The sequence below is a fragment of the Rhodococcus sp. I2R genome (assembly GCF_020889545.1).
GTDB lineage: Bacteria > Actinomycetota > Actinomycetes > Mycobacteriales > Mycobacteriaceae > Rhodococcoides.
Genome location: NZ_JAHUTG010000026.1, coordinates 1 through 14441, shown reverse-complemented (window position 1 = coordinate 14441; position 14441 = coordinate 1). Strand labels below are relative to the sequence as shown.

12 protein-coding genes are annotated in these 14441 nt (G+C 64.3%); 9 read left to right on the top strand and 3 right to left on the bottom strand.

Going from position 1 to position 14441, the window contains the following annotated elements; genetic code table 11:
• Positions 1-35: 35 nt before the first annotated feature.
• The 4 genes from KVY23_RS21270 (at position 36) to KVY23_RS21255 (ending at position 4146) form a co-directional block, all read left to right on the top strand.
• Positions 36-1055 carry an ABC transporter substrate-binding protein gene (locus KVY23_RS21270; protein ID WP_230558143.1) on the top strand — a complete coding sequence of 340 codons (1020 nt, stop codon included), beginning with the start codon at positions 36-38 and terminating at the stop codon, positions 1053-1055.
• 35 nt (positions 1056-1090) lie between these two features.
• The gene (locus KVY23_RS21265) at positions 1091-1318 is read left to right on the top strand and encodes a phosphopantetheine-binding protein (protein ID WP_075841035.1); all 228 of its coding nucleotides are present in this window, start codon (positions 1091-1093) and stop codon (positions 1316-1318) included.
• A gap of 28 nt (positions 1319-1346) precedes the next feature.
• A complete protein-coding gene (locus KVY23_RS21260; RefSeq protein WP_230558142.1) occupies positions 1347-3170 on the top strand; it encodes a siderophore-interacting protein in 1824 nt (607 codons plus the stop codon).
• Between the two features lie 85 nt (positions 3171-3255).
• Positions 3256-4146, top strand: coding sequence for a siderophore-interacting protein (locus KVY23_RS21255; RefSeq protein WP_230558141.1), 891 nt, complete (start codon positions 3256-3258; stop codon positions 4144-4146).
• Positions 4147-4191: 45 nt separating this feature from the next.
• Here KVY23_RS21255 and KVY23_RS21250 read toward each other — a convergent pair whose 3' ends face one another.
• Complete coding sequence (locus KVY23_RS21250) at positions 4192-5619, bottom strand: MDR family MFS transporter (RefSeq protein WP_230558140.1); 1428 nt, start codon at positions 5617-5619, stop codon at positions 4192-4194.
• Between the two features lie 63 nt (positions 5620-5682).
• On the opposite strand from KVY23_RS21250, the gene KVY23_RS21245 reads away from it, so the two are divergent.
• Both KVY23_RS21245 and KVY23_RS21240 read left to right on the top strand, forming a co-directional pair.
• Positions 5683-6567, top strand: coding sequence for a phosphoribosylaminoimidazolesuccinocarboxamide synthase (locus tag KVY23_RS21245; RefSeq protein WP_230558139.1), 885 nt, complete (start codon positions 5683-5685; stop codon positions 6565-6567).
• Entirely contained in the window at positions 6564-8690 is a 2127-nt protein-coding gene (locus KVY23_RS21240; protein ID WP_230558138.1) for a S9 family peptidase, read from the top strand. Before KVY23_RS21245 ends, KVY23_RS21240 begins: the two co-directional genes overlap by 4 nt.
• Positions 8691-8750: 60 nt before the next feature.
• On the opposite strand, the gene KVY23_RS21235 is transcribed toward KVY23_RS21240, so the two are convergent.
• Together KVY23_RS21235 and KVY23_RS21230 are read right to left on the bottom strand one after the other, a co-directional pair.
• Positions 8751-9431, bottom strand: a complete 681-nt coding sequence (locus KVY23_RS21235) for a response regulator (RefSeq protein ID WP_075841039.1) — start codon at positions 9429-9431, stop codon at positions 8751-8753.
• Entirely contained in the window at positions 9428-11065 is a 1638-nt protein-coding gene (locus KVY23_RS21230) for an ATP-binding protein (protein WP_374108756.1), read from the bottom strand. The genes KVY23_RS21235 and KVY23_RS21230 overlap by 4 nt, the downstream gene beginning before the upstream one ends.
• 57 nt (positions 11066-11122) lie before the next feature.
• Between KVY23_RS21230 and KVY23_RS21225 the strand changes: the two genes are divergently transcribed.
• The 3 genes from KVY23_RS21225 to KVY23_RS21215 all read left to right on the top strand — a co-directional run bounded on the left by KVY23_RS21225 (position 11123) and on the right by KVY23_RS21215 (position 13943).
• On the top strand, positions 11123-12541 hold the full coding sequence (locus tag KVY23_RS21225; RefSeq protein WP_230558137.1) for a cation:dicarboxylate symporter family transporter: 1419 nt from the start codon (positions 11123-11125) through the stop codon (positions 12539-12541).
• A gap of 138 nt (positions 12542-12679) precedes the next feature.
• Positions 12680-13189 carry a glutathione peroxidase gene (locus KVY23_RS21220; protein WP_269417429.1) on the top strand — a complete coding sequence of 170 codons (510 nt, stop codon included), beginning with the start codon at positions 12680-12682 and terminating at the stop codon, positions 13187-13189.
• A 55-nt stretch (positions 13190-13244) separates the two neighbouring features.
• The gene (locus tag KVY23_RS21215; protein ID WP_206510975.1) at positions 13245-13943 is read left to right on the top strand and encodes a DUF2334 domain-containing protein; all 699 of its coding nucleotides are present in this window, start codon (positions 13245-13247) and stop codon (positions 13941-13943) included.
• The last annotated feature ends 498 nt before the right edge of the window (positions 13944-14441 follow it).

The following is a 14441-nucleotide window of genomic DNA, read 5'->3' as shown; positions in this document are numbered from 1 at the left end:
CCGGGATTGCAACGATGATCTCGAAAGGATCCACAGTGTCATCAACCGCAGTGTCACATTCACAGTCCCGCGGACGCGGCCTGCGCACGGTCGTAGCGATCGCTGCCTCCGCTGCAGTTGTCCTCGGCCTCGCCGCCTGCTCCAGTGGCGACACCCCGGCCGAGGAAGGTGCCAGTGACACTCGGACCGTCGAGACCAGCCGGGGCGAGATCACCGTTCCAGCGGAACCGCAGCGCATCGCGGTGCTCTCGGCCGGGCTCGCCGGGTACCTGTTCACGCTCGACGCTCCGATCGCGATCACCGACACACGCTTGCTCGGTGTCACCAATCTCGATGGCGGCTTCCCTCCCCAGTGGGCCGAGAAGGCCGAGGCGCAGGGCACCGAGGAGTTGCCCGCCGGTGAGACCCTCAACATCGAGGCCATCGCGCTGGCCGAGCCCGACCTGATCATCGGAGGCGGGCAGGGCTTTTCCGCCGTACTGGCAGAGGAGGCCTACGACCAGCTCGCGGCCATCGCGCCCACGGTGCTGATCCCGTCCTCGGTCAATACCTGGCAGGGCGAGCTCGAAGCCGTGGCCGACGCCGCCGGCGAGAGCGACAAGGTCGACGGCCTCTTGGAGGCCTACGAGGACAAGGTGGCCGAGGTGAAGGAGTCCATCACCGTTCCGGGGGCTCCGGTTGCCTACTTCCTGTCTCTCGCCACCGACGAGCCGGCGTTCATCCCGCCGACCGCCGCGCTGCCGGAGCTGCTCGCCAGCGTCGGCTTCGAGGCGGACGACGTGATGACCAAGGCGAACAACCCGGAGCTCTACGGCTCGGGTGACTCGTTCATCATCAGCAACGAACTACTCACGCAGGTGGGCGATGCCCCGGTGATGTTCGTCGTTCCGGTCGCCGGTCGCACTCTCGAGCAACTGCAGCAGGATCCGCTGTACACCTCGCTGCCCGCATTCGCTGAGAACCAGGTGTACGAGCTCCCCGCAACGAGCTACCGCCCGGACTACGACGGCGTCATGGGAACCCTCGACCTGGTCGAAGAAACGTTCGCCCAGTAAACAGAAGTGTTTGCCCAGAAAAGAGAGAAGAAACTGTGCTCACCCGCGAGACCGTCATCGGTGATATCGCCACCGCCCTCGATCAGCCACGCTCGTCGATCAGTGACGAGATGAATCTGCTCGACGAGGGCTTGGACTCCATCCGAATCATGGGGTTGGTGGAGCGATGGCGGTCTGCGGGTGCACCGGATGTCGACTTTCCCACTCTCGCTGCCGATCCGACCGTGTCGGCCTGGGTGGCCGTTGCGCTGGGCGAGTACTGAACAACACGAACAAGAGGAGTCTTTTCCGATGGCGGGAACCGTCCGCGAGGTCGAGGTCTTTCCGATCCGCATGCGTGAGATGGATGTACTGCGGGTCGAGGATGTCACGCCGGGTATGCGGCGGGTGACCATCGGCGGACCGTCGATGGACCGGCACGTGCGCGACGGTATCGACCTTCCTCCGGTGCGTACCCATGGTTTCGACGACGACATCAAGCTGTTGCCGGTCGATCCGGCGACGGGCACGCTTCCGTTCGAGGTCCCCAAGAATTCCTCGGACGGGACCGTCGACTGGCCCTCGGGTTCGTTTCAGTACAGCCGGACGTACACGGTGCGGAGATTCGACTCTCGCGCACGTGAGATGGACATCGATTTCGTCGTGCACGAGGGCGGGCTTGCCGCCGAGTGGGCCGCTCGGGTGCAGCCGGGGGAGAAGATCCTCGTCGCCGGACCGAAGCACTCGTCCTCTCTCCCGCGTGGCGTGGAGTGGATGCTCGTCGCCGGCGACGAAACGGCACTGCCCGCCATCGCGCACTGCCTCGAAAAGTTGCCACCGGATTTGCCCGCCACCGTGGTGATCGAGGTGGCCGAACCTGCGCATCGCCAGGACCTGAAATCCGATGCGGACGTGGATATCACGTGGCTGTACCGGTCCGAGAGCGACGGGGAATCCCGCTTGGTCGAGTCCGTCCAGTCCGCGGAGTGGCGACCTGGTCAGCCGTACCTGTGGGTGGCGGGTGAGGCGGCGACCATCAAGCCGTTGCGCCGCTGGGCCAAGCAGGACAAGGTGCTCGGCAAGCAGTTCATCGAAATCGCGGGTTACTGGAAGCGGCGTGAGGCCGCACCGGACAGCGACCCGGCCGCGACCGGCGAGGACGGCGCAGCCGAGACATTGCACGAGCTCTCGGAGTTGTTGCCACCGTTGGCAATCAGAACGGCTGTGACGTTGGGGGTGTTCTCCGCGGTCGACGGTGGAGCAGATACGGTGGAAGCCATTGCTGCGCAGTGCCAATCGCACCCCGCTGCCACGGAGAAACTGCTGCGCCACCTCGCGCTCATGGACTTGTTGGCCCTCGGCGGCGAGCGCTATGCATTAACCGAGATGGGATCGATTCTCGCCGACGAGGATGCCTTCATCACACAGTCGCTGACATTCGACAGCATTCACACCCGCATGGACATGGCCTTTCTCGGGCTGCTCGATGCGGTGCGCACAGGCTCTCCCGCAACCGGTCACGGGTTCGTCGACAAGGCACTCGAACCGGGTTTCGCGACTGGGTATCACGAGGAGGCCTCGTTCGAGGCGGTGTACCGCGCACCAGCGCTTCCCGACGCAATCGACCTGACCGACGTGCGCAGCATCGCCGTCTACGGCGAGGGCGCAGGCGTGTACGCCGATACGTTGGCACGGTTACTGCCGGATCTCGAGATCTTCCTCGTCGGACTTCCTGCGCTGGGGGAGAGAAACCTCGCCGACGTCGCCGCTGCACGCCGCGACCGCATTCAGCGCATCGATGCCAGCGAGTTCACCCCTCTCGCAGTGCCGGTGGACCTCGCCGTGGTTGTAGGTGTCGTCGACATGCTCCCCGACGCCGATGCCGCGCTACTCGTGCGCACTCTCGTCGGCTCCGCACAACGCGTCGTCCTCGTGACCGACCTGCTCGATCCGTCGACGACCGACGAGCACGACACCGAGGACGACCTGCGCCGGCTGTGCCTGTACGGATCAGGACTGCGCACCGAGGCCGAACTGGCCGCGCTCGTGTCCGAGGCGAACGGCGGCGTGCCGCGGTTCGGCCCACTGGGCTGGGGATCGACCGTCGTCGAATTCTCGGCGGCCTCGCACACGTGAGCGTGGATGTGCCGGTGTGCGAGACTCGAAAGCACCCGAGCAGAGGGGCCACCGACACGTACGAGTTCTGGAACGAGGACGGTGAATGACGGAGAAAGCAGGCTGCTGGTTCGCGGAGGTCGTCGACGCCGCGCAGCTGACACCACACATGGTGCGCGTGACGTTCGGGGGCGAGGACATCGCACAGTACGTCTCCAACGGTTCGCCCGACGAATGTGTAACCGTCTTCTTCCCCCGTGACGGCGAGGACCGCCCACCTGCCATGACCGCGATCGACGGCGTGTGGTGGTTCCACGGCATCGATCCGATCCCGGAAGGCCGCAACTACACGGTTCGCCGATTCGACCCGGCTTCGGGACGCTTGGTGATCGACTTCGTCGCCCACGAGGGCGGCGTCGCGTCCGCCTGGGCGCTCAGCGCCACCGCCGGGCAGACCATTCTGCTCACTCGGCCGCGCCGCTGGTACAACGTTCCCGAGACCGCGCGGTGGCAGTTGCTCGTCGCCGACATGACCGGGCTACCCGCCCTGGGACGAGCCGTCGAACAGCTTCCGGCGGGAGCCCGCGCGCACGTGATCGTCGAGGTGCTCGAGCGCGGGGACATCCAGACTTTCGAGACCGCAGGCGAGGTGACCTACGACTGGCGCGTCGGCTCCGGCAACGGCGACTGCGCGAGCGTGCTCGAGAACGCGGTCGAGAGCTTCGAGCTCCCGGACGGTGAAGGCTACGTCTGGTTCGCCGGTGAGGCCTCGACCTCACGTGCGGTGCGAAAGTACGTCCGCAAGGTGTTGGGATTTCCGGTACGGCAGTTCGAGATCATCGGCTACTGGCGGGTCAACTCCGAGCAGTGGCTCGAGAAGTACAAGGCATACCAGGAAGAAGCCCTCGCGGTGTACAACGGCGCCCTCGCCGCCGGGCGCAGCCAGGCCGAGGCGAGCGACGAGTTCGACGCGATGCTCGAGCGCGTCGGTCTCTAGGCGCTCCGCGCATGTGCGTGGAAATACGTGTCCTGCTATGTATTTTCACGCACCTGCGCCTTTAGGCGCCTTGGGCATCAGAGTCGCCGCCGCGAGCATGAGCACCGCCGCCGCGGCGACGCCCAGAAATACCAGGTGGATGGCGTCGGACAGCTGGCCCGGGTCGGGTTCGCCGGGACCGGAGATGCGGGAGTTGACGATCGCACCGAAGATCGCGACGCCCACGGCGCTTCCGATGGAGCGCGCGAACATGTTCGTCGAGGTGGCGACGCCCCGCTCGGACCACTCCACGCTCGACTGAGCGGCGATCAGCGTCGGGCTCGCGATCAGCCCCAGGCCGAGACCGATGACGAAGCACACCGTCGCGATCTGCCAGATCTGTGAATTCTCCGTGATCAGCGACCCGAGGATGGACCCGATGACGGCGATCGTCCCGCCCGTCAACGCCGTCGCACGGAAACCGAACCGCAGATAGAACCTGCCGGACTGCGAGGCCGCGATCGGCCACCCGATCGTCAACGTCGCCAGCGAAAAACCCGCCACGATCGCACCGGTGCCGAGCACTCCCTGCACGAAGGTAGGGATGTACGACGTCAATCCGAGCACGAGGGCGCCGACGAGCAGAGAGATCAGACTGCTGACGACCAGCACCCGGCGAGTGAACACCCACAGCGGCAGTATCGGCTCCGGGGCGCGGCTCTGCTGCCAGGCGAACAGTGCCAGAGAGGCAATGCCGACGGTGAAGATCGCGACGGAAGCGCCTGATGTCCAGCTCCAGGCCTGCCCACCTTCGAGCAACCCGAGCAGCACCGCCGCAGCCCCGATCGTGAGAAGGCCGGCACCGAGGTAGTCGATCTTGGGCCGTCGACGGCTCATCTCACCCTCGTGGAAGCGTCGGATCAGCATCCAGGCAGCCAAGATGCACAGCGGGATGTTGACGAAGAAGATCCACCGCCACGAGAGATACTGCGAAAAGATGCCGCCGAGCGCTGGGCCCAGCACCGCGGACATCGCCCACACGCTTGCCAGATACCCCTGCACCTTTGCGCGTTCGGCGAGGGTGTAGATGTCGCCGGCGATGGTGATGGACATCGGCTGCACAGCCCCGGCGCCGAGACCCTGGATCGCGCGGAACGCGATGAGCGCTGGCATGCTCCACGCCAACCCGCACAGAATCGAGCCGAGCAGGAAGACGCCGATCCCGAACAGCATGATCTTCTTGCGACCGAACAGATCGGCGAGCTTGCCGTAGACCGGTACGGATACCGCCTGTGCCAGCAGATAGATCGAGAACAGCCAGGGAAACTGGTTGAAACCGCCCAAATCGCCAACGATAGTCAACACTGCAGTGGCGATGATCGTCGAGTCCAGCGCGACGAGCGAGGTGCTGAGCATGATCGCGATGAGCACCGGCCCACGCTCGGACCTGAATCCGATGCCCTCGCTGTTCGAGATCCCACTGTTCGTTGTCATTACCAACCATTGTTGTCCTGGCACCGAGACGGGTCGCCACCAGGGGAAGATAGGGTTGATTTCGTGCGCCCAACTCTCAGTAGCTACCAGCATCTGGCCGGCGGCAAGGTTCGCGACCTCTATGTCGTCGACGACGACCATCTGCTTCTCGTCGCGAGCGATCGAATCTCCGCATACGACCACGTACTCGACACCCCGATCCCCGACAAGGGACGGGTCCTGACCGCGATGAGCGTGTTCTTCTTCGCCGAACTCGGTGGGGTGAACCACCTCGCCGGCGACCCGCTCGACGAGCGCATTCCGCAGGAACTGATCGGCCGTGCTCTTCTCGTGCGCAGGCTCGAGATGGTGCCCATCGAATGCGTCGCCCGCGGGTACCTCACCGGGTCCGGTCTCGCCGATTACCGCCGAACCGGAGCCGTCTGCGGCGTCGCGCTGCCGGCGGGCCTCGTCGAGTCGAGCAAACTCGACGCCCCCATCTTCACCCCGGCTGCCAAGGCTGCGATGGGTGAGCACGACGAGAACGTGGACTTCGACGCCGTGGTCGACAAGGTCGGTGAGAAGCTGGCCACCGAACTGCGCGAGAAGACCCTCGAGATCTACGACCAGGCTGCGAGCTTCGCGCTCGACCGCGGAATCATACTGGCGGACACGAAGTTCGAGTTCGGCCTCGATCCCGACGGGCAACTCGTTCTTGCCGACGAGGTACTCACACCGGACTCCTCGCGGTACTGGCCGGCCGAGGGCTATGCCGAGGGCAAGGTGCAACCGAGTTTCGACAAGCAGTACGTCCGCGACTGGTTGACCGAGGAGTCGGGCTGGGATCGCGGCGGCGACACCCCGCCTCCCGCGCTCCCGGACGACGTCGTCGCATCGACGCGTCTGCGATACATCGAGGCCTACGAACGAATTTCGGGTCTGAACTTCGACGATTGGGTCAAGCCATGACGATCACTCCGCCTGTTGCCAAGAAAGTCCCGCACGAGCGCACTCACCACGGAGACACCTTCGTCGACAACTACGAATGGCTACGCGCGAAGGAAGACCCCGAGGTCATTGCATACCTCGAAGCGGAGAACGCCTACACCGAGCAGCAGACCGCGGGACTCGAGCCGTTGCGAGGAAAGATCTTCGACGAGATCAAGTCCCGCACGCAGGAAACCGACCTGTCCGTGCCGACACGCATGGGTGAATGGTGGTACTACTCACGGACCATCGAGGGCAAATCGTATGGTCTGCAATGCCGTTGCCCCGTCGACTCTCCCGACGACTGGACACCGCCGACGCTCTCCAGCGATACCGACATCTCCGGTGAGCAGATTCTGCTCGACGCCAACCTCGAGGCGGAGGGGCACGACTTCTTCTCGATCGGGGCTTTCTCCATCAGCCGGGACGGCAATTTGCTTGCCTACTCCACCGACACCGAGGGCGACGAGCGGTACACACTGCGCTTCAAGGACCTACGGACCGGTGAAATGCTGGCCGACGAGATCGAACGAATCTCGGCCGGGGCGACCTGGTCCTACGATCACACTCACGTGTTCTATCAGACCGTCGACGAGTCGTGGCGTCCGGACAGCGTGTGGCGTCACGAACTGGGGACGCCCAACGAGACGGACGTGCAGGTCTTCCACGAACCCGACGAGAGCTACTGGGTCGGGTTCGGCTCCACTCGCAGTGAGAAGTACCTGCTGATCTACGTCGGGTCGAAGATCACCTCCGAATGCCTCGTTCTCGAATCCGAGAACCCGAAGGGTGAATTTCGGGTCGTCCTGCCGCGCGTGGACGGGGTGGAGTACAGCGTCGAACATGCGGTGGTAAAGGGCGAGGATCGATTCCTCATCCAGCACAACGGATCTGTCGACGGTTGGGGCACCGACGGCGCGAAGGCGGAGAACTTCCTGCTCGCGGAGGCTCCCGTCGACGATCCGGCGGACCAGACGATCATCGTCGCGCACCGCGAGGACGTACGCCTCGAGGATGTCGACGCCTTCGCTGATCACCTCGTGCTCAACTATCGCCGAGAGGCGTTGATGCGGCTGGCGATCTGGCCGCTCGATGACAACGGCTACGGCGAATACCACGAAATGGAGTTCGACGAGGAACTCTTCGCCGTCGGCGCCGGGGCGAACCCCGAGTGGGATCAGCCACTGCTACGTATGGTCTACACCTCGTTCGTCACTCCGGCGAAAGTGTACGACTACGACCTGAAGTCGGGTGAGCTGCTGCTGCGAAAGTCGCAGCCGGTGCTCGGCGACTTCGACGCGGGCAACTATGTACAGCATCGTGATTGGGCCACGGCGGAGGACGGAACGCGGATCCCGCTCTCGATCATCGCCCGCAAGGATGTGCCCGACGGACCGGCTCCGACCCTGCTGTACGGCTATGGCTCGTACGAGGCATCGATGGACCCGGCTTTCTCGGTGGCTCGGCTGTCGCTGCTGGACCGTGGAATCGTCTTCGTGGTTGCGCACGTGCGCGGCGGCGGAGAAATGGGACGGCACTGGTACGACAGCGGCAAGACGCTGACGAAGAAGAACACCTTCACCGACTTCGTCGCCGCAGCACGTCATCTGATCGACTCGGGCCGCACGTCGCCGAAGCATCTCGTCGCCGACGGCGGCAGCGCAGGCGGGTTGCTGATGGGTGCGGTCGCGAACCTCGCACCCGAGCTCTTCAACGGTATTCTCGCGAACGTTCCGTTCGTGGATCCCTTGACCTCCATTCTCGACCCGTCGCTGCCACTGACGGTGATCGAGTGGGACGAGTGGGGCAATCCACTGGCGGACAAGGCGGTGTACGACTACATGAAGTCCTACAGCCCCTACGAGAACGTCGAAGCCAAGGACTACCCGGCGATCCTCGCGATCACATCCATCAACGACACCCGCGTGCTCTACGTCGAACCGGCCAAATGGGTTGCGGCTCTGCGTGCTACCAAGACCGGTGACTCCGATCTACTGCTCAAGACCGAGATGAACGCGGGGCACGGCGGCGTCAGCGGGCGCTACGAGAAGTGGAAGGAAGTGGCGTTCGAGTACGCCTGGATCGTGCAGCAGACCGGCGCCTAGGCGCTTCCCGCATGTGCGTGGAAATGCATAGCAGGACACGTATTTCCACTCACATGCGCGTCAGCGCCAGACGTAGCGGACCTGCGGGCGCCCGGCCTTGCCATACTCGGTGTGCCGCACGACGAGTCCGTCGTCGGCGAGCCGCTCGAGATACCGCCAGGCAGTGACGCGGGAGACCCCGACGAGCTTGGCTGCCTCGGAGGCATTGAGGCCGTCCGGTGCCTCGCGGACGATGGCGGTAACCCCGTCCATCGTCTGCGGGGCAATGCCTTTGGGAGTGGAAGCGCGTTCGTCGGCGGTACGCAGGTGTGACATCGCTCGGTCGATCTCACGCTGGCTGGCAGCATTGGCACCCGCAGGCAGGGCGTCGTGGAACTCGCGGTAGCGCTCGAGTTTGTCGCGGAACGCAGCGAACGTGAACGGTTTGAGCAGATACAGCACCACCCCGTGCGCGACGGCCGAGCGCACCACGGCCAGGTCGCGCTCCGAGGTGATGGCGATGACGTCGGGACTCGGGCGCAGACCACCAAGCGCGGCCGCGACGTCGATCCCGTTGGCGTCGGGCAGGCCGATGTCCAGCAGCACCAGATCGACCGGATCGACGGCTTCGCTGGCTGCGCGCATGGCGGCCGAACCGGTGTGCGCGGTGCCGACCACGGTGAAGCCCGGCACCCGCTCGACGTACGTTCGATGCGCCTCGGCGATGAGCGGCTCATCCTCGACGATCAATACTCTGATCACGATTCGCTCCGGGTGGTGGGGATCGTCGCGGTCAGTACCGAGCCGTAGGTGATCTCCGAGGTTAACGTTCCGCGATAGCGGTTGACCACCTGGGAAACCAGCGCCAGGCCGAGGCCGCGGGAGTCGGCTTTGGTGGAGTACCCGCGGGTCAGTGCGCTCTGCAGGACGTCGGCGGACATGCCCGGTCCGCTGTCGGAGACTCGTACCACGAGCTCGGTCGCCGAATCACGCACGGTCACTTCGACCCATGGTTGGTCCGATTTCTTCGAGGCATCGATTGCATTGTCTATCAGATTGCCCACCAGCGTGACCAGTTCGCGTGCGGTAACCCTGCCCGCGTGATCGAGTCCGGTGTCGTCCGTGATCGTCAGTTCGACGCCCTGCTCGGCCGCCTGACTGACCTTGCCGAGCAGGAGCGCAGCCAGGGCCGGCTCGTTGACCGAACCCATCAACCGGTCGATCAGGTGCTGCGACAGCTCGAGGTCGGCGGTTGCGAAATCGACTGCTTCCGAGTGTCGTCCGAGCTCGACCATCGTGATGACGGTGTGCAGCCTGTTGGCCGATTCGTGAGCCTGCGAACGCAACGACTCGGCGAAGCTGCGCACGGAGTCGAGTTCGCCCATCACGCCCTGCAGTTCGGTCCGATCGCGGATGGTCAGCACATCTCCCAGTCGGCGGTCGTCCCAGATCACCGGGTCCTGGCTGACGACGAGGATCCGAGTGTCGGTGAGATGCAGTTCTCCGTCGACAGTGCCGGACTCCATGTGTTGCAGTGACTCCGGGAGATCGCTGCGTCGTACCGGTCCGTCGGGGAGGTCCAACAGTCGCCGGGCTTCGTCGTTGACGAGCTCCGCATTGCCGTCGCGGCCGAACACGACCAGACCTTCACCGATGGAATGGAGCACCGCGTCGTGATGCTCGTACATCGTGCGTAGCTCGTCCGGTGCCATCCCGAGCGTCTGACGCCGAAGACGCCTGCTGAGCAGCACCGATCCGACGGCGGCCACGACGAATGCGGCGAGGACGACTCCGATGATGACCGGGAGACCGTCGAAGAACTGGTCGCTGATCCTCGCGCGGGTGACACCTGCCGACACCAGTCCCACGATGTTGCCGTCGGTGTCCGTGATAGGGGTGACCGACCGGATCGACGGCCCGAGTGAACCCACGTAAGTCTCGGTGAACGTTTCACCGGCCAGAGCGCGATCGATGTTCCCGCTGAACGGCTTTCCGATCAACTCGGGCGTCGTGTGAGTGAAACGGGTGCGGTCCGGTGCCATCACGACGATGAAATCGACGCCGGTGATCGCGCGGATCCGTTCGGTCTCGGGTTGAAGCGGAGTCGTCGGATCCGCCGAGGTGACGGCAAGCGCGGTGGAGGGCTCGTTCGCGATGCTGGCGGCGACCGCCACGACCTCGCGTCTCGCGGCATCGTCGCTGTTGGATCTTTCGTTCGCGATGGTGAGGGCCGCGCCCGCCATCACGACCACGGCCATGACGACCAACTGCAGGACGAGCACCTGCCCCGCAACGCTCGTCGGGCGCTTCGACACCTGGTGTGCCTCGATTCTTTCGGTCGAACCTGTGAACAGAATGAACGTATAGGTGACTGGCGTCACGATCTCAACAAACATCGTCCCTCAGCAAGGCGTGATTCACCTCACTCCACCGAAGTCACGAAGGACGTACCCATGACTATCACCATCGACGGCGACGCGAACCGCACACCGGATCCCGCGCCCAAGAAAAAGCGCGACAAGACCCATTGGCTGTACATCGCGGTGATCATCGCCGTCGTCGCCGGCGTGATCGTCGGATTGACCGCCAAGGACTTCGCCACCGAATTGGCAGTGCTCGGAACGCTGTTCGTCAGTCTGATCAAGATGATGATCAGCCCGGTCATCTTCTGCACCATCGTGCTCGGCATCGGTTCGGTACGAGCGGCAGCCAGCGTCGGCAAGGTCGGTGGCCTGGCGCTCGCCTACTTCATCGGCATGTCGACCATCGCCCTCGGCATCGGCATGGTCGTCGGCAACCTCATTCAGCCCGGTAGCGGCCTCGACATCCCGTCCGGTGGGGGCTCCCAGTATGCAGCCGCAGCCGAGGGCGCAGGCGGCACCATGGACTTCATTGCCGGCATCATTCCCGAGACACTGGTGTCCTCGCTGACCGCCGGAAGTGTGCTGCAAACTCTGTTCGTCGCCATCCTCGTCGGCTTCGCCCTGCAGGCCATGGGCAAGCAAGGTGAAGGCATCCTCAAGGGCATCGCATCGGTGCAGAAGCTCGTGTTCCGCATTCTGACCATGATCCTGTGGCTCGCTCCGATCGGCGCATTCGGTGCCATCGCAGGCGTCGTCGGCAAGACCGGGTTCGACGCGGTCATCCAGCTCGGCACCCTGATGCTGGCGTTCTACATCACCTGCTTCATCTTCGTGTTCTTCTTCCTCGGCACGATTCTGCGCTTCGTGTCCGGAGTGTCCATCTTCAAGCTGGTCAGGTACCTGGCCCGTGAATACCTGCTCATCGTCGCCACCAGTTCCTCCGAGTCGGCCCTGCCGCGACTGATCGCCAAGATGGAGCACGTCGGAGTCGAGCGCACCACCGTCGGCATCGTGGTTCCGACCGGCTACTCGTTCAACCTCGACGGCACCGCGATCTACCTGACGATGGCCTCGATCTTCATCGCCGACGCGATGAACATGCCGCTCTCGATCCCCGAGCAGTTCTCGTTGCTGCTGTTCATGATCATCGCCAGCAAGGGCGCAGCAGGCGTCTCCGGCGCCGGCTTGGCGACGCTGGCCGGTGGCCTGCAGAGCCACCGTCCGGAATTGCTCGACGGAGTCGGCCTCATCGTCGGCATCGACCGGTTCATGTCCGAGGCGCGTGCGCTTACCAACTTCTCCGGCAACGCCGTCGCCACCCTGCTGGTCGGCACCTGGACCAAGACCGTGGACGCCTCCCGCGTCAAGACCGTCCTCGACGGAAACCTCCCGTTCGACGAGGAAACCATGGTCGACGATCATCTCCCCGAGGACGATCGCCACGCCGCGGGTGGGGACGACAGGCCGACCGACAAGCGCATGGTCGTGGAAGAGCACGCCAAGGCGTGAAATCTGCCGGGCGCCGCGCATCCCACCGGCGCCCGGTTCGGTGAAGCACCAGGAGCGGCCACCGCAGGTAGGTGGCCGCTCCTGGTGTGTTCTCGCCTGGTCGATTCCCCGTAGTTGGGTACTCACAGGTAAGTTCGTGTGATGACTGAAGTCCAGAATATCGGCATCAACACGCTGGGCGGTGCGCCCACTTCTCTCGACGAGTACGCAGGCAGGGCGGTCCTGGTTGTCAATGTCGCCTCGAAATGTGGCCTGACGCCGCAGTACGCCAGCCTCGAGAAGTTGGCCACCGAGTACTCCGCGCAGGGCCTGTCGGTCATCGGCATCCCGTGCAACCAGTTCGGCGGCCAGGAGCCCGGAAACGCCGAGGAGATCGAAACTTTCTGCTCCACCACGTATGGCGTCACCTTCCCGATGATGGAGAAGATCGAGGTCAACGGCGAGAACCGGCACCCGCTCTACGCCGAGCTGACAAAAACCGAGGACGCCGACGGCCAGGCCGGTGACATTACGTGGAACTTCGAGAAGTTCCTGATCTCGCCCGACGGTGTCGTCACCAACCGTTTCCGCCCACGCACCGAGCCCGATGCACCCGAGGTGCTGGCGGCAATCGACAGGATTCTCCCCAAGGAAACGATGGCCGTTTAACCGGCATCCATGTCGACGTCGAGCCTCGTTCACCACGGTGTGCGAGGCTCGAGTCATGTCTGGACGACTGATCGTGTCGATTAGCGGAATCAGGGACGAGACCTGCGAACACGCGGCAGAGTTCGCCCGCGAGCTCGACTCTCGGTCGGTGGCGGTTTCTCTGCTCGTCGCGCCTAGATTGAAGGACAAGTATCGGCTTGTGACCGATTCCGGTACGCAGGAGTGGTTGCGCGCCCGCCGTGACGGGGGAGACGCCATCGTGTTGCACGGTTACGACCAGGCGGCCACCAAGCGCCGCCGCGCCGAGTTCGCCACTCTTCCGCGTCATGAGGCGCGGCTTCGGCTCATGGCGGCCGATCGCGTGATGGAGCAGACTGGTTTGCGCACAAGGGTGTTCGCGGCCCCGCGGTGGCTGGCCTCGCCTGGAGCCATGTCCGCTCTGCAGGATGCTGGGTTTCGAATGACCGCCGGTATCAACGCAATACATGATCTGGAAAACGGAACCGTGGTGCGCGGCCGCGTTCTCGGAATCGGCGAGGGCGTCAAGGCCGAACCCTGGTGGTGTCGAGCGCTGGTGATCGGCGCGGGCCGCACGGCCCGGCGAGACGGGCTTGTTCGCCTGGCCGTCAGCGCCAAGCAGCTCGGTCGCAGCGGACCGCGCATGGCGATGCTCGACGCGGTCGACCTCGCGCTCTACAACGGTGCAACGCCTGCCGTGTACGAGCACGTTCGTCCGGTGCACCGCGCGGCGTAGACGGCTCCTCCTCGATGTGAGCGGTTGAGGCTCTCGCGCAAGAGAGGCGCGTCTACTTGTGTATCGAACTTCGCTGCAGCCACAGCACCGTGATCAACCAGGCTGTTGCGGAAACTGCAGTCAGCGCCCAGCCGGCAATCCCTGCCCAAGGCTGATCTAGTAGTACGGCCACCAGGATGCCCGCAACAACAAGTGCTGCGAAGATCGGTGAAAGTATGCGCTGAGCTTTCACTGGTTGACTCAACTCTTTCCCTGTCGTCGATCGTAGGGCTCATTCCCGCCCACATGACATCGGCGAGTCTGCATGCGAGGGCAATGGCGGCTTGGACGGCTCCGCCGTACGTGAGCGGAAATACGTGTCAGGCTATGCATTTTCGCTCAGTGATACTGGAGTTGTTCGTTGAGGCGGGAGTTTGGCTCGTTTTCGCTCTGACGCCGTTGGCTGTCCTTCATGTGATGTGTCGGCTCTCGCTTCGACGGACAACGTTCACACGCGAC

Coding starts and splice junctions, on each gene's coding strand:
- KVY23_RS21250 (WP_230558140.1), bottom strand. CDS start 5,619: ATGACAACGAACAGTGGGATCTCGAACAGCGAGGGCATCGGATTCAGG.
- KVY23_RS21240 (WP_230558138.1), top strand. CDS start 6,564: ATGACGATCACTCCGCCTGTTGCCAAGAAAGTCCCGCACGAGCGCACT.
- KVY23_RS21230 (WP_374108756.1), bottom strand. CDS start 11,065: ATGTTTGTTGAGATCGTGACGCCAGTCACCTATACGTTCATTCTGTTC.
- KVY23_RS21215 (WP_206510975.1), top strand. CDS start 13,245: ATGTCTGGACGACTGATCGTGTCGATTAGCGGAATCAGGGACGAGACC.
- KVY23_RS21225 (WP_230558137.1), top strand. CDS start 11,123: ATGACTATCACCATCGACGGCGACGCGAACCGCACACCGGATCCCGCG.
- KVY23_RS21260 (WP_230558142.1), top strand. CDS start 1,347: ATGGCGGGAACCGTCCGCGAGGTCGAGGTCTTTCCGATCCGCATGCGT.
- KVY23_RS21255 (WP_230558141.1), top strand. CDS start 3,256: ATGACGGAGAAAGCAGGCTGCTGGTTCGCGGAGGTCGTCGACGCCGCG.